This is a genomic window from Paenilisteria newyorkensis (assembly GCF_000766145.1).
Taxonomy (GTDB): Bacteria; Bacillota; Bacilli; order Lactobacillales; family Listeriaceae; genus Listeria_A; species Listeria_A newyorkensis.
This window is the reverse complement of the sequence record NZ_JNFB01000039.1, coordinates 58,004-75,628: the sequence shown is the minus strand read 5'-3', so window position 1 is coordinate 75,628 and position 17,625 is coordinate 58,004. Positions and strand designations below refer to the sequence as shown.

Sequence of the window (17,625 nt, the reverse complement as noted above, 5' to 3'; positions counted from 1 at the left end):
ACAATTGCAAAAAGTTACAAACACAAACTAAGGGCGTTGCAGTTTTTACGCTACAACGCCCTATTTCATTTCTTATGCTGCTGTGTCATTCATGATACTCGATGGCGCTAAGCCAGTATCTTTCAACGCTTGACCAAGTGCATCAGAAGCTTTTTGCATGGCTTCATCCGCTGATTTTGTATCGATTGGAGAAGCCTTTAAGCCTTTAGCCTCCGCTGCATACGCATCACTTAAGTCTTTTACCGCTGTTTTGAAAGCGTCTGTCTCTGCACCCAAGTTCGGTACTTTCACATCAGCCAATACTTGTGATACTTTGTCTGCCGAGCTACTTGCTTTTGCCGCAAGTTCTGCAAGCTCTGCATCCGTTGGCGGTGTGTCACTACCAATCGCCGCTTGATATGCGTCATAGTCCGTATCATTGTCATTAATTTTTGCCACTAAATCCATGTAAAAACTCATGGCATCCGCGCTTACATCTTTTTTCTCTGTCTCTTTTTCATCCTTCGCATCATTGCCACAAGCCGCTAAGCCAAACACAAGCGCAAGGGAAAATAAAGCTACTAACCATTTCTTCAAATGAAAAACCTCCTCTTTTATACATGTTGCCCAATTCGCGCAACCTTACTCATTATATCGATGTTCCTGTCATAATTCAACCGTTTTCATGGGATAAATCCTCCCAAATTTTAAAATCAGGTTTCTTCCGTTTGTTCCAGCTTCCCAGCGACATTTTTATATTGAAAATACATCGCGATTCGCCAAGGAACAATCATCGCAAACGCTAGAATCCAAAACATTCCAGACAATTCCCCAACATCCACCGAGCCACTAATCCAATATTTAATACCGAGTCGGATTAAAAGCAAACTCAACAAAATAACTGGAAACGATTTCGTCCGCTTAATAAAGACATACTGATGCTTAATCTCAAACCGCGTTGTCCAAATTAAAATGAGCGAGAAAACTAGCCCCATCAACACAGCCTCGAGAATACCAGCTGGCGAAACACGGAAATACGGAATGACGAACATAAGCGCCCCCGTACTCATCATAATCGGCGGAATAATAATTTTTTTCACAGTCGCTGGCTCTTTCGACGCCTTCATCCGAATCAAGATAACCCCGACACCAAAAACAAGCGTGATGATAATTGATAATATAAATGACACGTTTCTTCCTCCTAATCGGCACTATTTACTTGCCTCATTATAAACTTTTTTAGAAGAAAAACAACCTTTATGCCCAATTAACCAAGCTCCTCTAAATCCATGCCACTGTTTTGCAACTGATACATCGAATGATAGACACCACCATGCGCAAGCAATTCCTCATGCGTTCCCCGCTCAATAATGCTCCCTTTTCGAAGCACCAAAATCAGATCCGCATCTTTAATCGTCGAAAGCCTGTGCGCAATCGCAATCGTCGTCCTACCTTGCCTCATATTTCGCAAGCCCGTCTGAATCAAACTTTCCGTCTCCGTATCAATATTCGCCGTTGCCTCATCTAAAACAAGGATTTGCGGATTCGTCACGACCGTCCTAGTAAACGAAATCAACTGACGCTGCCCACTTGAAAACGAAGCACCACGCTCAATCACCTTATGATCATACTTATCCGCCAACGTGTTAATAAACCGATCCGCCTGAACAAACTGCGCCGCTTCCAAAATTTCTCGATCCGTAATCATCTTATTATGCAACCGAATGTTATCCTTAATCGTGCCATAAAACATAAAGCTATCCTGCAAAACCAGCCCCGTTTTCGCACGCAATTCCTCCATCGGATACCGCTTAATTGACTTCCCATCAATCAAAATTTCACCGTGCTCAAACTCATAAAAGCGCATCATTAAATTGATAATCGAGCTTTTCCCACTTCCCGTATGACCAACAAGCGCGACCGTTTGCCCCGATTCAGCGGTAAAACTAATATCCTTCAAAACGTCTTTTTTACCATCATAAGAAAACGTGACATTTTTGAACTCAATCTTCGCTTTTCCGATGGCTAAACCATCCTCCACATCTTGTTCCGGCGCCAAATCCGTGCCATCCATAATCCGGAACACACGCGAAGCCGCCGTAATCGCCTCTTGGTACATCGCGAGCCGCTCCATAATGTTGTAAATCGCCTCTAAAAACCGATCAAAATACGTGATAAAAGCATAAATCGTCCCAATCGCGACCGGCCCAGAAAACGATTGAATCCCGAAGAAACTAAGAATCAACACAACCGCTAGCGAATAAATCAGATCAATCGCCGGGCCAAGAAGCAACGCGTTAAATTTAATATTTTTCATACCAACATCATAATAATCTTTATTAATCTCTTCAAACTCACCGATTAAGCGCTTTTCCTGATTAAACTGCTGCACAATCGACATGCCTGAAATAGACTCCGCAATTTTCGCATTTAGCTGACTCAATTTTTCCCGACGCGCCCTGTAAAACTGCGAACTATACTTTCGGTACACAATAATAATCAACATCGTGAGCGGAAAAACAAGCAAACTATACGCCGCCAATTTGGCATCCATAATAAACATCGCAGTGTAAATTCCAATCAGCATAAACACACTTTGAATCGCTGTTCCGAGCACATTTATAAACATATCTTTAATCGCTTCCGTATCATTCGTCACACGCGAAACCAAGCTCCCCGCAGGCGTTTGATCAAAATAACGCATCCCCATATTCTGAAGTTTACTAAAGATATCAATCCGAATGCGCTGCACTATCCGCAAAGCAATCTTTTGAAATAAAACCAGTTGAAAATACCAAACCATAGACCGGCCAAGCGCCAAACCCATGTACCCCGATGCCAACAAAAGAATCGGCCCAGCCACAAAATGAAGCGGTGTCAAGTAATCATCCAGAAATATTTTAATCAAAATCGGCAAAAATACATCCGCCAACGTCACCAACATGACCAGAAAAATCGTTAAAATCAGCGCCGGGACATGATACTTCGTGTAGCTAAACAAACGTTTCAAAACCGCACGATGTTCTCTCCCACTCATCGTTAACATTTCTTCATTATCCGGCTCCATTCGTATCACCCCCGCCCTCAATAAGCTCCTCTAATTGCTGGTTTCGGAACATTTCCGCGTACCAACCGTCGAGCACCACAAGCTCTGCATGCGTCCCACGCTCCACAATTTTACCTTTATCAATCACGATAATAATATTCGCATGCTCCACCGAACTGAGTCGATGCGCACTAATAATCGTCGTTTTATCCGCCCGATTAGCTTTGAGATTTTGCAAAATCAGCTCTTCCGTTTTCGCATCTACAGCCGAAAGCGCATCATCCAAAATCAGCAACTCCGGATTCATAATCAGCGCCCTCGCAATCGCTAACCGCTGCTTCTGACCACCAGAAAGCGACACACCACGCTCGCCCACGACTGTATCATAGCCATCCGTGAACTCCGTAATATCCTCATGCACCGAAACCATCTCCGCAATGCGCTCCACATCCGCCTGCGACAACTTCGGATTCCCAAAACGAATATTTTCCCGAACCGTCGTCGAAAACAAGAACTGATCCTGCGGCACATAACCAATCGCCCGGCGCAATCCCCGCACCGTATAACACTGAATCGGCTGCCCATCAAACTTAATCGCCCCCTGATAATCATCATATTCCCGCATCAACAACTTCAAAAGCGTCGTCTTACCAGAACCCGTTCGCCCAACAATCCCAAGCGTTCCACCCGATTTCAACTGAAAAACAATATCCTGCAAAACTGGCGCATCCTCATCCGGATACGTAAATGCCTCTAACGCAAAATCAATATCCCCACGTGGCAACGCATCGATCGCCCCAAAATCATCCTTCACGTCCTCCGGCTCACTCAATAATGTATTTAGTCGATCATAAGACGCATTCCCACGCTGAATCACATTAAACAAGAATCCAAACGCCAACATCGGCCAAATCAGTAAGAATAAATAATTTGTAAATGCAATCACCTGACCAATCGTGAGCGTCCCTTCCATCACAAATTTGGCCCCAAAAGCAAGCGATAGTACAAACGAAACACTCACAATAATCGAAATCATCGGATCAAACATCGCATCCAGTTTTGCAACCTTCACATTGACACCGACAACCTCCTCCGTCTGCCTTCTAAAATCCTCGATATCCTCCTGCTCCTGTCCAAACGTTTTCGTAACCTTAATCCCCGACAAACTCTCCTGCGTCTTATCATTCAACTTCGAAAATTCCGCCTGGGCACTATGAAAACGATCATGCAATTTCCGACCAAGCACCGAGCTTCCCCACACCATAAACGGCATCGGCAAAAGCGCAATCAACGTCAGGCGCCAATCAATCGTAATCGCCATCGTCGCAATAACCGTGCTCCCCGTCAAAATCGAATCACACAACGTCAAAACGCCAAATCCAGCCACTTGCTGAATCGCGGAAATATCATTCGTCGCGTGCGCCATCAAATCCCCCGTCCGATAGCGCTGAAAAAAGAACGGCGACATTTTCGACAAATGCTCAAATAATCGTAACCGCAATTGACGTTGCAACTTATTATCCGACCCAAAAATCATCATCCGCCAAAAATAACGACCAACATACGCGACAACAGCAGCCCCAAGCAGAACTCCCATCCACATATATAAATGATTTTTCGTCAGCGTATCCTTACTAATCGCATCCACCGTCATACCAAGTATTTTCGGCGGCACCAGTTGAAGTAAAGTTATCATAAAAAGCAATGAAACCCCGATAATATACGATTTTCGCTGCTCTTTAAAAAACCATCCCAACTCCTTATAAATCTTCATTCCCAACCCTCTTTTCTTTTGAAACCCTTTTTATTCCTGTTTTTGGACATAAAAAATAACGGACACGTCTTGCTCTGCCCATTACTGTTTGGAAATATATATCGAAATAATCCCACAAAAGTACACATAACAGCCCTCAAATAAGCCTGTACCTCTTCCTCGATATAACGGACGCCGAATTTAGGCTATCTCCTACAATAATGGTTCGCTCATCAAATCCAATTATCTTTTTCATTGTCCTTACCTCCTTCTCAAATTTGTTTACAGGAACTAGTGTAACCGATTTCTTTCAAAGATTCAAGTATATTTATAATTTTTTTATTTGACAGACAAAGAACCCTTATTCAGGATTCTCTGTCAAATATGTGTAGGCATACTGCGCGTAGAGTTCCGCGCCATAAACCATCGCATCCTCATCCACATTAAAACGGCCATGATGATGCGCCCATTCCGTATCCTTCTCCAGATTTCCAGCACCAACAAGCGCAAAACAACCAGGAGCCTCCTGCAAATAATAACTAAAATCCTCGCCCGCCGTCGTTGGTCGGTCCGAATAAAGCACCGCATCACCAAAACTACTCGTAACCACACGTTGCGCCAAGTTCGCGCTCTGTTCCTCATTTATCACCGCATGCGTCCCATACCGATAATCCACTTCCGCCGTTGCACCATAAGTAGCCGCAACCTGTTCCGCATAACGCCGAATCGCCGCCTCCATTTTTTCACGAACCCGCGGATGAAACGAACGAACCGTCCCCTCCAAAACCGCATTCTCCGCGATCACATTATAACGCGTCCCAGCCTCCATGCGCCCTATCGTAAAAACAGCTGGCTCAAGCGGGTCCGTTTCCCGTGATACAATCGCCTGAACCCCCATCACAAAAGCCGAAGCAACCACCGCCGCATCAATACAAGCGTCCGGCATCGCACCATGCCCACCACGTCCCGTAAACTTAATCTCAACCACATCCGCAGACGCAAAAACAGGCCCAGCATTACAAGAAATGGCATGCGTCGGCATCTGCGACCAAATATGAATTCCGAACACATTATCCACACCCTGCATCGCACCCTGCTGAATCATCGCCTCCGCACCTTCCGTAATCTCCTCCGCCGGCTGAAAAATAAAACGCACCGTCCCAGCCAACTCATCCTGAATACCAACCAGCGCTTCCGCCGCACAAAGCAACATCGCCGTATGCGCATCGTGCCCACATGCATGCATTTTCCCATCATTTCCCGATCGGTAAGAAAGCGCCTCGCTCAATTCCATCACGGGTAACGCGTCCATATCCGCACGCAGCGCCACCGTTTTCCCATTCCTATTCCCAACCAGCTCCGCCACGACCCCCGTCGGCTCCATTCGCCGATACGCAATGCCTATCCGCTCAAGCTCCGCCACAACCCGGTTCGTCGTCCGAATCTCCTGCCACGACAACTCCGGATTCCTATGTAAATCCCTCCGAAAAGCAACCATCTTCTCCTCGTTTCGCTTAACTTCAACCTTTATCTTATCATTCATTCCAACGCCTCCAATTCCAATTAAAAATACCGCCTCGTCTGCATGAACCTATTCTACCACTCTAGCACCACTTTTACTTGCGACACGCTCGGAAAACCCGAAATATTCTGCAAATATTACTCGAAACTAAAAAACACCTCTCAAAATCACGTCTCAAACGTAATCCCAAAAAGTGTTTCAAGTATACCATCAATTAAGCTATTTAGAACAAGTAAATCGTGCAATACCCCGTCCTAATCTTATTTTTTCTTCTTCGCTTTGCCTTCTTTTTCTTGCTGTTTACCCATAGCGTTCATCATTTGGTTAATTTTTTTCTGTGACGGTTTCATTCCCATTTGGGCCATCATCATTTGTAACATTTGCTCATTGATTGGCGGGTTTTTCTTCAGATACGTCATCATGTATCTTCTTGCAATGAAAAATCCTAATGCCAAACCAGCAATTAAGCAAAGTATGCCGATAAGTATATACCACAACATATTCTCTTTCTCCTCCTCGAAACAATATATCCCTTTTATTGTACTTGATTTATCAGGCCAAAACAATAGTTTTTCGATATTCTATAGCAATAAAAGTTCGCTATCATTAAAAAATCACAACTGCCTCATTATACCATCAACACAACGTATACACAACACATTATCCTAAAAAGAAGTGCAAAATGATTTAGCGAAAAACTCGCCTCACCTTGCACTTCCAATCTATTACTTACAAAGACTTCACAGCGTTAACGACATTCTCCACAGTGAAACCATAGTTTTTAATAATCGTATCGCCTGGTGCTGAAGCGCCAAACTTGTCAATTCCGATTGTTTTACCATCTAAACCAACGTAACGTTCCCAACCAAGTGTTGAGCCCATTTCGATAGATACACGTTTACGAACCGCATTCGGTAGAACACTCTCTTTATATTCCGCCGATTGCTGCTCAAACAAGTCAAATGATGGGATACTAACGACAGATGCGTCAATGCCATCTTTTGCAAGTTTTGCTTGTGCTTGTACAGCCAAATTAACTTCTGATCCAGTAGCTAAAAGAAGTACATCTGCCACGTCTTTCTTCGCTGGAGACAATACATAAGCTCCTTTAGCCACGCCTTCTTCCGCCAATTTAGCAGAATTAGGCAATGTTGGTAAGTTTTGACGCGTAAGCACAAGAGCAGTCGGACGATTAGTTGAGCGAATCGCAATTTTCCATGCCGCAACAACTTCATTCCCGTCTGCTGGGCGAAGTAACGTCAAACCAGGCATTGCACGAAGAGAAGCAATTTGTTCTACAGGCTCATGCGTTGGTCCATCTTCCCCAACTGCGATACTGTCATGCGTCAGCACATAGTTCACTGGTAGGTTTTGAATCGCAGATAAGCGAATCGCTGCACGTAGGTAATCAGAGAATACGAAGAATGTTCCCCCGTAAACTTTAAGCCCAGAATGTAGCGCCATACCATTCAGTGCAGCCCCCATTGCAAACTCACGTACACCAAACCAAATATTACGATCAGCAGGTGTAGCTTTCGTAAACTCACCATCTGTTGCGATATTTGTATTATTAGAACCAGCTAAATCAGCAGATCCACCAAATAATTGAGGTAATTTAGTAGCTAAAGCATTGATGACTTCACCGCTTGACGCACGGCTAGCAAGCGATTTATCCTCACCATATACAGGTAAATCCTTGTCCCAGCCTTCTGGAAGTTCCTCATTCAAGCTAAGCTCTAATTGAGCCGCAAGTTCTGGGAATTTCTCTTTATAAGAAGCAAACATCGTGTTCCATGCTTCTTCTTCCTCAGCGCCACGCTTCGCAATCGTCTCTTTAAAGCGATCATATACTTCGCTTGGAACGTAGAAGTCTTCTTCGTAATCCCAACCATATACAGCTTTTGCAGCCTTAATGCCATCCGCACCAAGTGGAGCGCCATGAACCTTGCTTGTTCCTTCGTTTGGAGCACCGAAACCAATAACTGTTTTCACTTCAATCATCGTTGGTTGCGATGTATTTTGTTTCGCTTTTTCGATAGCCGCTAAAATTTCAGTTGTATCATTGCCATCTTTAACAAGCAAATGTTCCCAACCGTAAGATTCAAAGCGTTGTTTTACACTTTCAGAAAATGATTTATCCAAATCACCATCTAGTGAAATATCATTAGAATCATATAAAAGTACCAAGCGGCCTAGTTGTTGATGTCCAGCAAGGGAAGCAGCTTCCGATGCCACACCTTCCATTAAATCGCCATCACCACATAATGCATATGTATAGTGATCCACAACTGGGAATCCATCTTTATTATACATTGCTTCTAAATGTCTTTCTGCCATCGCCATACCAACAGCCATCGCGATGCCTTGTCCAAGTGGACCGGTTGTCGCATCTACACCATCCGTATGATGAACCTCAGGGTGACCAGGTGTTTTGCTATCCCATTGACGGAATTGCTTCAAATCCTCTAATCCTAATTTATAGCCACTAAGGTGTAACAGGCTGTAAAGCAACATAGAACCATGGCCTGCAGAAAGAACAAAGCGGTCGCGATTAAACCAGTGTGAATTAGCTGGATTGGCCTTCAGTACTTTAGACCATAATGCATACGCCATTGGGGCAGCCCCCATTGGTAATCCTGGATGACCAGAATTGGCTTTCTGAATTGCGTCGATCGATAATGTTCGAATAGTATTAATTGCTAATTGATCCGTTTTATCAAACAAATGAAACATCCTCTCTTGTTTTAGTCACTACTCTCTATAATAATCCTTTCTAGACTATTACACAACTAAAAAATATCTAATTGTTTACAAATGCATTAAAATGATCGATAATGTTCGATTGAATATAAAGAAATGGAGAGACATACCAATCCCTCCAGTTCCTTCACAGCTTATTTCGCTCGTCACGTTTTCGTTTTATTTTTTCAGGCGTTACATCATCACCATTCGGATCGATGAATGTCGTGTGCTCAATCGTATCACGAACTTGATTTCGAAAGGACTTGATATACTCTTGACGAAGTGCCTCTTGTTCTAGCTTCTCATCAACAGTCATCGTACCTGCTTTTTTCTTGTGCGACAATTCGTTAATTCGATCTATTTTCGCTTTCTCTAACATTATGTTCCTCCTTGTTTACTATTATACTGATAATCCTGATTCCTCATCTTGAGTCAAGTCCGATGTACATTGTGGGCATTTACTCGCTTTCTCTGGAATAGCAGACAAACAATAAGGACACTCTTTCGTAGCAGGCTTTTTCGGTTCTAGTGGAATATATTTTGTTACCACTTTAATAATCAAAAAAACCGAGAAAGCAATAATAAGAAAACTGATAACATTATTGACAAACAAACCGTAATTTATCGTTGGTGCTCCGGCAGTTTGAGCAGCTTTTAGTGTATCGTAATGTGTCCCATTTAAGCTGATAAATAGATTCGTAAAGTCTACATTACCTACTAGTAGCCCTAATGGAGGCATGATAATATCATTTACAAGCGAGTTCACAATACTTGTAAACGCAGCGCCAATGACAATACCAATTGCCATACCTAATGCATTTCCTTTCGAAATAAATGCTTTAAAATCTTTAAACATCGAAAAACCCCTTCTTGTTCATTATCAACGACTATTTTACATGAAAAGCAGAGGTTTTTAAAGCATTGTGTCCTATTTACTCATTTGCTAATTGAATAGAGTGATCTATATCTGTGTTACCTTTCTTAACTGGTATTGTGATTGTCTCACCCGCTGTCAATTTACCGTTGATTATCTGGTTCTCTTTCTCGACCCATGCTACGAACTCTTGTTTGCTCATTTTATAATCACCAGCGTACTCATCCGCTAAACTCCAAATCGAATCCCCGCTAGCAACATAGACCTCATTATAATCAGAATTTGCCTGATTAACTGTCACAAACATTAATACTAAACCTAAAACAAAACACGTAATAATAAATATAATCGCAATATAATACCGATCCCAAATAGATTTTAAAGTCATCTTTATCCCTCCAAAAGAATATACGTTCGCTTTTTATTCATTATAGAACACTCGTTCTGTTATGTCAATAAAAAACGAACAATTGTTTGCATATCTAAAAAATCTTTGATATACTGGGATTAATAAAGAAGTAATGAAAGAGTGAACGGGGTGAAACAAATGAAATTATCCAAACGGCAACAAGATATCTACGACTTTATCAAGTCCGAAGTAAAAGACAAGGGTTATCCACCCTCCGTGCGTGAAATCGGTGAAGCAGTTGGTTTAGCCTCTAGCTCCACAGTCCACGGTCACCTAGCACGACTTGAAGGAAAAGGGCTCATTCGCCGGGATCCAACTAAACCTAGAGCTATTGAAATCCTATCTTTGGAAGATGATATCGCAGCACCAAACGTTATTAATATTCCTATTATTGGTAAAGTGACAGCAGGTATACCTATTACAGCTGTTGAAAATATTGATGAATACTTCCCTTTACCTGAATATATGGCAAATGGTGAAACAGAGATATTTATGCTAGAAATTGATGGCGAAAGTATGATTAATGCAGGTATTCTTAATGGTGATAAAGTGATTGTAAGACAACAGAATTCCGCTAATAATGGCGAAATCGTTGTCGCAATGACGGATGACAACGAAGCTACTTGCAAAAGGTTCTTTAGAGAATCTAGCCATTTCCGTTTACAGCCAGAGAATGATGCTTTAGAGCCAATTCTTTTAAGAAATGTTACCATCTTAGGAAAAGTCATTGGCTTGTACCGAGATATTCGCTAAACAAAAAAGTGTCACACCATTATCGGCGTGACACTTTTTTAGTTTACATATTAATATATTTCCATGTATTGATCACGTTCCCATTGGTGAACCGCGGTTCTAAACATATCACATTCAATTGTTTTAGCTTCCACAAAATGTTCCAGAATGTGTTCGCCCAAACCATCAACAACGATATCATCGGTGGCAAGTTCTTTTAAAGCTAACGCTAGGCTTTCTGGAAGATCGAAAATACCGTGCGCGTGACGCTCTTCTTCATTCATGCCATAAATATTGCGATCCACAGGTTTCGGCGGAGTAAGCTCGTTCTTGATACCATCTAAGCCAGCACGAAGCAATACAGCCATTGCTAGATATGGATTTGCTGCTGGATCGACGCTACGAAGCTCCAGACGCGTACTCAATCCACGAGAACTTGGTACACGAACAAGTGGGCTACGGTTTTTACCAGACCAAGCGATATAACATGGCGCTTCATATCCAGGAACTAAGCGCTTATATGAATTAACGGTCGGATTCGTTACCGCAGTATAGCCTTTCGCGTGTTTTAACATGCCCGCTAAGAAATAATACGCCGTTTGACTTAATTGCTCTTCGCCATCTGCATCAAAGAACGCATTGCCGTCCTTGTTGAACAGCGACATATTGAAATGCATCCCCGATCCATTCACGCCGAACAACGGTTTTGGCATGAACGTCGCGTGCAAACCGTGCTTACGAGCAATTGTTTTTACGACTAATTTGAATGTTTGGATATTATCGCATGCTGTAACGGCATCTTCATATTTGAAATCGATTTCGTGTTGCCCTGGAGCTACTTCATGGTGGCTCGCTTCAATTTCAAAACCCATTTCTTCTAATTCTAATACAATATCACGACGACAATTTTCACCCAAATCGGTTGGTGCTAAGTCAAAGTAACCAGCGTTGTCGTTCAATTCAAGCGTTGGTTTACCCTTCTCATCTAGTTTGAAAAGGAAAAATTCGGGTTCTGGTCCTAAGTTAAAATCTGTAAATCCTAAGTCATGCATTTCGGCTAATACACGTTTTAAGTTAGCACGAGGATCCCCCGCAAAAATTGTTCCGTCCGGATTATAAATATCACAAATCAACCGCGCCACTTTCCCTTTTTCTGCTGTCCAAGGGAACACAACCCATGTAGCAAGATCTGGGAATAAGTACATGTCAGACTCTTCAATACGTACAAATCCTTCAATAGAGGAGCCATCAAACATCATTTTGTTATCCAATGCTTTGCCTAGTTGGCTTACGGGAATTTCCACGTTCTTAATGATTCCTAGGATATCCGTGAATTGCAAGCGGATGAATTTCACATTTTGTTCGTCTGCGAAGCGAAAAATGTCTTCTTTAGTATACGATGTCATAATTAAATCCTCCCAATAATTGATATTATATAAACTTTTTTAAAGTAAATACCTTGTGTCAAAACCTTGGTAATTGTTGCTTTCCAGAGGCATCTTGTTTCACGAATCGACCAGCTTGCTGCATCTCTTTTCGCAAAATCTTACGTACATCCTCATCAGTGAGCGGTGTTTTCTGTTCATCCTGCTGCATTTGGTACATTTTTTTAATTCCCGCAATATTCAGACCATCATTCAAATAATCTTTAATCTCAAGCAGTATATCGATGTCCTGTAGCGAATACAGTCGATGATTCCCTTGATTTCTTGCTGGGTGTATTAATCCTTGATCCTCGTAATAACGAATTTGTCGCGCAGTAAGATCTGTTAATTTCATGACAGGACCTATCGGGAAAAGAGGCATCGATCTTCTAATTTCTTTTTCACTCACGACAATTTACCCCTTTCAAAACTCTATATTTTTCATATGTTAGTTGCATTATAATGTATGTGATATCATTTGTCAAATTTATGTCAGATTATCTGACATACACTAAAAACCTTACGTATCAACGGTTACCATGAAATATAAAAAAACAACAAAAAATATTTTTGCTGTTTTTTTGAATTTATTTACATCCTGATGTTATTTGCGATACCGACAAAAGTTTCTGCTCAATCAACCGATTCGTTGCCGATAACACCACTAATTTTACATGCTCATACGTGAGTCCACCCTGTACATATAGCTGATACGGCTCTCTAATTGGACCATCTGCCGTTAATTCCAGGCTTGCTCCTTGAATAAAAGTTCCCGCTGCCATGATAACGTCATTTTCATACCCTGGCATATACGCCTCTTCTGGAACAACATGCGCGTTTATCGGCGATGCTCCTTGAACCGCTTGAGCAAAGGCAACCATTTTTTCGCGATTATGAAAAGAAACACTCTGAATCAAATCGGTTCGTGATGCATCCCAAGTTGGATCTGTCTCCACCTGAAACGCGCCCAAGATTCCCGCTGTAAAACGTGCTCCCTTAACAGCTTGCGAAACAACGTGCGGTGCCAAGAAAAAGCCTTGATACATCTCCAGCAAACTATATAGAGATGCTCCCGCCTCTGCACCAATTCCAGGTGTTGTTAGACGATACGCGCACAATTCAACTAACGCCGCATTCCCAGCGATATAACCACCCGTCTTGGCCAATCCACCACCCGGATTTTTAATCAAAGACCCCGCAATTAAATCAGCACCTACTTCAATCGGCTCTAAAACTTCGACAAACTCGCCGTAACAATTATCTACAAAAACAATAACATCCGACTTCACCTCGCGAACAAACGCAATCATCTCTTTTATTTTTGCAATCGAAAAAGAAGGCCGATCCGCATATCCTCGCGAACGCTGAATCCCAATCATTTTGGTCGAGGGCTTTATTTTCGCACGTACCGACTCAAAATCAACAGAACCATCCTCTTGTAATGGAACCATGTCATATCCAATCTGATACTCCTTCAACGAACCCTTACCGGAGCCACGAACACCAACAATCTCCTCCAACGTGTCATATGGCGCACCTGTCATATATAACAAATCATCGCCAGGACGTAGTACGCCAAATAAAGCCGTCGAGATGGCGTGTGTCCCTGAAATAATCTGCGGGCGAACAAGTGCCGCCTCTGCTTTGAAAACGTCTGCATAGACTCGTTCTAGCGTGTCACGGCCGTCATCATCGTAACCATAACCCGTCGATGGCGTGAAATGGAAATCACTCACCCGGTTTTTCTGAAAAGCCTGCATGACCTTCCATTGATTTTCTTCGGCAATGACCTCCGTCTCGCGTTGCAAAGAGCGCAATTCATCCTCCACACGATACGCTAACTGACGCAGTTCATCCGGTATTTGTTTAAAAAATGATGTCATTTTACTTATCCTTTCGCGCTTGATAGCCTTTTAATTGATAACTTTCCGTTTCCTCATCAAACGTCTCTTCAATAATAACCGTTTCCTGTTTATATTTATGTAACATTCGCCCGTCACTTGCAGGAACGCGAACCACATAAGGTTGCCACAACTGCTTGATTTCCCACAACATCTTCTCCATCAAAAAGTACTGCGAAGATTCTTCAAGCGCACTTACCTCGACATAATTCGGCTGTGTCGGGATAAAATGAGGCAACTGTTGGTCCTTTTTATTATAAACCGTCAAAATCGGAATATGGTGCATTTCCAACTCCTCAAGTAGCGTCAAAACCGTTTTTTCATGCTGGACATAATCCGGATTCGAACAATCGACCACATGCAAAAGAACATCCACATTCGCCGTCTCTTCAAGTGTCGAACGAAAAGCCGCAACGACCGTCGTTGGCAAATCTTGAATAAAGCCAACCGTATCCGTCAAAAGCGCTGTGTATCCCTGTGAAAAAGCCAATTTCCTTGTCGTCGGATCAAGCGTCGCAAACAACTGATCTTCTTCCAACGTTTTCGCATCACTCAATCGGTTAAAAAGTGTCGACTTCCCAGCGTTCGTATAGCCAATCAAGCCAAACCTAAAAATAGCCTGGTCATTCCGTCTAGCAGTCATCCGCTCGCGATGTTTCACCACTGTATCCAGCTGTTTCTTAATATCGACCATTTTTTGACGAATATGGCGTCGATCCATCTCCAATTTCGTTTCCCCAGGTCCGCGCGTCCCAATCCCGCCACCAAGACGCGACAAAGAAACCCCTTGACCGCTTAATCTAGGCAACAAATATTGATATTGCGCCAATGCCACTTGCAGTTTTCCTTCTCGAGTCTTCGCACGCATCGCAAAAATATCCAAAATCAACTGCGTCCGATCAAGAATTCGCGCATCGACAATCTTAGAAATATTCCGAACCTGCGTCGCACTAAGTTCACTATTAAAAAGCACCACATCGACTTCCATCTCCGCAACAAACGCTGCAATTTCTTCTATTTTCCCAGAACCAACAAATGTAGCCGGATGTACTCGCTCCCGCTTTTGCGTTACTTCCCCAACGACTTCTGCTTGTGCCGTTTTCGCCAAGCTCCCCAATTCTAACATCGAATAGTAAAAGTGTTCCTCTGTCTGTTTCGGCAATTCGCAGCCGACCAATATCGCTCTTTCCACCATTATCCGCACTCCTATCATTTCCTCCATTCATCGTAGCACAAAAAGCGACACAAAGAAAGACGAAAATCCATATAAAAACCGAATGCCCGCACCCATCGAAACGGATACAAAACATTCGGCTTATGTTCTTTTTTAGAATTCAATTAGCCTATTCATCATCCGACTTCAAAGCTACATTTTTTTGTGGAGAGAATGTTGAAATCGCATGTTTAAATACAAGTTGTTGTTTGCCATCTACATCAAGCAAAACCGTGAAATTATCGAAGCTGATAACCCGACCACGCAACTGGAATCCATTTGTTAAGAATACCGTCGCCAAAATTTTCTCTTTCCGCAGTTGATTTAAATAATGATCCTGTAACCCTTGCCCACCTTGTTTCATAATGAATCGCTCCTATTCTCTATCTTTTTCAGTTATCTCCATTCTATACGAAATGTACAAAAACTACAAATGACACTTCCAAAAAAGAAGACTGTTTTCTCTATGCTAGTTTCAAATACCCTTTTTATTCGGGATTAAAACACACGATTTGTTGCTAAAAACTGTCTAATCACACTTGCTATATCGTTTTCGACACCAGCTTCCTTCGTGTCAAACCACGTGACATCCAAACGATTGCGAAACCATGTCAATTGCCGCTTAGCAAAACGCCTCGAATTACGCTTAAGTAGTTCCACAGACGCATCTAGTGACATCTCCCCATCAAAATAGGCAAACAATTCTTTATAGCCAATGCCTCGCGCCGCTGGAACTTCACGCAAACCAGTGTCACAAAGCTTTCGCGCCTCTTCCAATAACCCTTGATTCATCATGATATCCACACGCAGGTTGATGCGCTCATAAAGCTCCGCGCGATCACGATCCAAGCCAATTAACAAGGGCTCGAACTCACTTGATTGTTGTCCCTGATTCTGCAACTCGGAGAATTTCTTACCAGACAAATGATATACTTCTAACGCCCGAATAATACGCCGCGGATTATGCTCGTGTAACTTTTCAGCACTCCGCGGGTCCACCTCGCGCAACATCTCTAAAAGCGCATCAACCGGCATTTCAGCTAAAGCATCACGATAAGCCGCGTCACTCTCCACTTCTGAAAAAGTATAATCATAAAGAACGGACTGCACATAGAGCCCCGTACCACCAACAAGAAATGGTACTTTCCCAGCCTGCCAAATTTGGCGAATAAGCCGATGCGTCTCCCGCTTAAATTCTGATACATCATAAGGTTCACTCGGTTCACGAATATCAATCAAATAATGGGGAATTCCAGCCATTTCAGCATCGGTCACTTTTGCAGTACCGATATCTAAGCCACGATAGACCTGCATGGAGTCTCCGCTAATAATCTCTCCATCAAAAGCCTGCGCCATCTCAATACTAAGCGCCGTCTTCCCAACCGCAGTCGGCCCAACAATTACAATAACGGGAATCTTGCTCAAAAAAATCTCCCCTTCCATACCTCTATTGTACCATCTAAACACTGCGGCGGTCACTACCAAAGTGCGATATATCAATAAAAACACCAACCATCACGCGGTCGGTGCTTCTAATCCTTCTTGCATCGTATAGCCGGCAATAAGTTGTTCCACAGAAGCAGCCTCATATTTTCGAAGTTTTAGTAAAGCTTCCAAGAATTCCGCTTCCTCACAAGAAAACGTGCGCTTTGTATAATGGATAATTAGAAATTCATTCACCGCTCTATAAAAACTCATATGACTTTTGAGTGCATCTGCAAAACTCGTCCCCATATCATACCTGTCCTCCCCCATACTCTTTGCATTGGAAGGAATGCTCTCCTCATTTACCAGAGCCAGCCTAAGAAGCGTAATTGTCTCTTTACGGTGCGCTTCCATATAACCAGGAGTAAATTTTCGCGCTTGATATTCCTCTGAGTTCACGTAATAAGTGCTGATCCAATAGTCCGTCGCCTCTTCCGCATGTTCACTTAAAAAACGCATCACCATCGACATAAAAAACATCTCCTTCTAAATTCCTAAGTGCCTTGGAGTTCTTGTAATGAACCATCGTATAATAAATTACTTTT

The 17,625-nt window shown here is 42.7% G+C and carries 18 protein-coding genes; 1 reads left to right on the top strand and 17 read right to left on the bottom strand.

Annotated elements, in window-relative coordinates:
- Positions 1 to 72: 72 nt before the first annotated feature.
- The 10 genes from EP58_RS12440 to yneA form a co-directional block, all read right to left on the bottom strand.
- Positions 73 to 576, bottom strand: coding sequence for a hypothetical protein (locus EP58_RS12440; RefSeq protein ID WP_036093889.1), 504 nt, complete (start codon positions 574 to 576; stop codon positions 73 to 75).
- A 116-nt stretch (positions 577 to 692) separates the two neighbouring features.
- Positions 693 to 1,169, bottom strand: coding sequence for a CcdC family protein (locus EP58_RS12435; protein ID WP_036093887.1), 477 nt, complete (start codon positions 1,167 to 1,169; stop codon positions 693 to 695).
- Between the two features lie 77 nt (positions 1,170 to 1,246).
- Positions 1,247 to 3,046 carry an ABC transporter ATP-binding protein gene (locus EP58_RS12430; RefSeq protein WP_036093885.1) on the bottom strand — a complete coding sequence of 600 codons (1,800 nt, stop codon included), beginning with the start codon at positions 3,044 to 3,046 and terminating at the stop codon, positions 1,247 to 1,249.
- Positions 3,033 to 4,799 carry an ABC transporter ATP-binding protein gene (locus EP58_RS12425; RefSeq protein ID WP_036093884.1) on the bottom strand — a complete coding sequence of 589 codons (1,767 nt, stop codon included), beginning with the start codon at positions 4,797 to 4,799 and terminating at the stop codon, positions 3,033 to 3,035. Before EP58_RS12425 ends, EP58_RS12430 begins: the two co-directional genes overlap by 14 nt.
- A 340-nt stretch (positions 4,800 to 5,139) precedes the next feature.
- Positions 5,140 to 6,321: an amidohydrolase gene (locus tag EP58_RS12420; RefSeq protein ID WP_036093882.1), complete on the bottom strand. Its 1,182-nt coding sequence runs from the start codon at positions 6,319 to 6,321 to the stop codon at positions 5,140 to 5,142.
- A 239-nt stretch (positions 6,322 to 6,560) separates the two neighbouring features.
- A complete protein-coding gene (locus tag EP58_RS12415; RefSeq protein ID WP_103034820.1) occupies positions 6,561 to 6,797 on the bottom strand; it encodes a YneF family protein in 237 nt (78 codons plus the stop codon).
- Between the two features lie 232 nt (positions 6,798 to 7,029).
- On the bottom strand, positions 7,030 to 9,024 hold the full coding sequence (gene tkt / locus EP58_RS12410; RefSeq protein ID WP_036093880.1) for a transketolase: 1,995 nt from the start codon (positions 9,022 to 9,024) through the stop codon (positions 7,030 to 7,032).
- 163 nt (positions 9,025 to 9,187) lie between these two features.
- Positions 9,188 to 9,421, bottom strand: a complete 234-nt coding sequence (locus EP58_RS12405; RefSeq protein ID WP_036078737.1) for a DUF896 domain-containing protein — start codon at positions 9,419 to 9,421, stop codon at positions 9,188 to 9,190.
- A 21-nt stretch (positions 9,422 to 9,442) separates the two neighbouring features.
- The gene (mscL, locus tag EP58_RS12400) at positions 9,443 to 9,898 is read right to left on the bottom strand and encodes a large conductance mechanosensitive channel protein MscL (RefSeq protein WP_036093879.1); all 456 of its coding nucleotides are present in this window, start codon (positions 9,896 to 9,898) and stop codon (positions 9,443 to 9,445) included.
- A gap of 76 nt (positions 9,899 to 9,974) precedes the next feature.
- Positions 9,975 to 10,304 (bottom strand): cell division suppressor protein YneA, encoded by a 330-nt coding sequence (gene yneA, locus EP58_RS12395; RefSeq protein WP_036093878.1) that lies wholly within the window; start codon positions 10,302 to 10,304, stop codon positions 9,975 to 9,977.
- A 159-nt stretch (positions 10,305 to 10,463) separates the two neighbouring features.
- Here yneA and lexA point away from each other — a divergent pair, with 159 nt between their 5' ends.
- The gene (lexA, locus tag EP58_RS12390; RefSeq protein WP_036094173.1) at positions 10,464 to 11,078 is read left to right on the top strand and encodes a transcriptional repressor LexA; all 615 of its coding nucleotides are present in this window, start codon (positions 10,464 to 10,466) and stop codon (positions 11,076 to 11,078) included.
- Between the two features lie 50 nt (positions 11,079 to 11,128).
- Here lexA and glnA read toward each other — a convergent pair whose 3' ends face one another.
- The 7 genes from glnA to EP58_RS12355 form a co-directional block, all read right to left on the bottom strand.
- Complete coding sequence (gene glnA / locus EP58_RS12385) at positions 11,129 to 12,463, bottom strand: type I glutamate--ammonia ligase (protein ID WP_036093876.1); 1,335 nt, start codon at positions 12,461 to 12,463, stop codon at positions 11,129 to 11,131.
- Positions 12,464 to 12,521: 58 nt separating this feature from the next.
- On the bottom strand, positions 12,522 to 12,890 hold the full coding sequence (locus EP58_RS12380; RefSeq protein ID WP_036093874.1) for a MerR family transcriptional regulator: 369 nt from the start codon (positions 12,888 to 12,890) through the stop codon (positions 12,522 to 12,524).
- Positions 12,891 to 13,068: 178 nt separating this feature from the next.
- Positions 13,069 to 14,364 (bottom strand): methionine gamma-lyase family protein, encoded by a 1,296-nt coding sequence (locus tag EP58_RS12375; RefSeq protein WP_052171452.1) that lies wholly within the window; start codon positions 14,362 to 14,364, stop codon positions 13,069 to 13,071.
- A gap of 1 nt (position 14,365) precedes the next feature.
- The gene (hflX, locus tag EP58_RS12370) at positions 14,366 to 15,577 is read right to left on the bottom strand and encodes a GTPase HflX (protein WP_373862709.1); all 1,212 of its coding nucleotides are present in this window, start codon (positions 15,575 to 15,577) and stop codon (positions 14,366 to 14,368) included.
- 148 nt (positions 15,578 to 15,725) lie between these two features.
- The gene (gene hfq / locus EP58_RS12365; protein ID WP_036064844.1) at positions 15,726 to 15,959 is read right to left on the bottom strand and encodes an RNA chaperone Hfq; all 234 of its coding nucleotides are present in this window, start codon (positions 15,957 to 15,959) and stop codon (positions 15,726 to 15,728) included.
- A gap of 134 nt (positions 15,960 to 16,093) precedes the next feature.
- Complete coding sequence (gene miaA, locus EP58_RS12360; RefSeq protein ID WP_036094169.1) at positions 16,094 to 17,020, bottom strand: tRNA (adenosine(37)-N6)-dimethylallyltransferase MiaA; 927 nt, start codon at positions 17,018 to 17,020, stop codon at positions 16,094 to 16,096.
- A gap of 90 nt (positions 17,021 to 17,110) precedes the next feature.
- Positions 17,111 to 17,551: a hypothetical protein gene (locus EP58_RS12355; RefSeq protein ID WP_036093871.1), complete on the bottom strand. Its 441-nt coding sequence runs from the start codon at positions 17,549 to 17,551 to the stop codon at positions 17,111 to 17,113.
- Positions 17,552 to 17,625 lie beyond the last annotated feature (74 nt).

What these genes read in the sequence shown, in the direction of transcription:
- EP58_RS12430 (WP_036093885.1), bottom strand. Translation starts at nt 3,046, where the DNA reads ATGGAGCCGGATAATGAAGAAATGTTAACGATGAGTGGGAGAGAACAT.
- EP58_RS12425 (WP_036093884.1), bottom strand. Translation starts at nt 4,799, where the DNA reads ATGAAGATTTATAAGGAGTTGGGATGGTTTTTTAAAGAGCAGCGAAAA.
- EP58_RS12420 (WP_036093882.1), bottom strand. Translation starts at nt 6,321, where the DNA reads ATGAATGATAAGATAAAGGTTGAAGTTAAGCGAAACGAGGAGAAGATG.
- EP58_RS12405 (WP_036078737.1), bottom strand. Translation starts at nt 9,421, where the DNA reads ATGTTAGAGAAAGCGAAAATAGATCGAATTAACGAATTGTCGCACAAG.
- mscL (WP_036093879.1), bottom strand. Translation starts at nt 9,898, where the DNA reads ATGTTTAAAGATTTTAAAGCATTTATTTCGAAAGGAAATGCATTAGGT.
- yneA (WP_036093878.1), bottom strand. Translation starts at nt 10,304, where the DNA reads ATGACTTTAAAATCTATTTGGGATCGGTATTATATTGCGATTATATTT.
- lexA (WP_036094173.1), top strand. Translation starts at nt 10,464, where the DNA reads ATGAAATTATCCAAACGGCAACAAGATATCTACGACTTTATCAAGTCC.
- glnA (WP_036093876.1), bottom strand. Translation starts at nt 12,463, where the DNA reads ATGACATCGTATACTAAAGAAGACATTTTTCGCTTCGCAGACGAACAA.
- EP58_RS12375 (WP_052171452.1), bottom strand. Translation starts at nt 14,364, where the DNA reads ATGACATCATTTTTTAAACAAATACCGGATGAACTGCGTCAGTTAGCG.
- hflX (WP_373862709.1), bottom strand. Translation starts at nt 15,577, where the DNA reads ATGGTGGAAAGAGCGATATTGGTCGGCTGCGAATTGCCGAAACAGACA.
- hfq (WP_036064844.1), bottom strand. Translation starts at nt 15,959, where the DNA reads ATGAAACAAGGTGGGCAAGGGTTACAGGATCATTATTTAAATCAACTG.
- EP58_RS12355 (WP_036093871.1), bottom strand. Translation starts at nt 17,551, where the DNA reads ATGTCGATGGTGATGCGTTTTTTAAGTGAACATGCGGAAGAGGCGACG.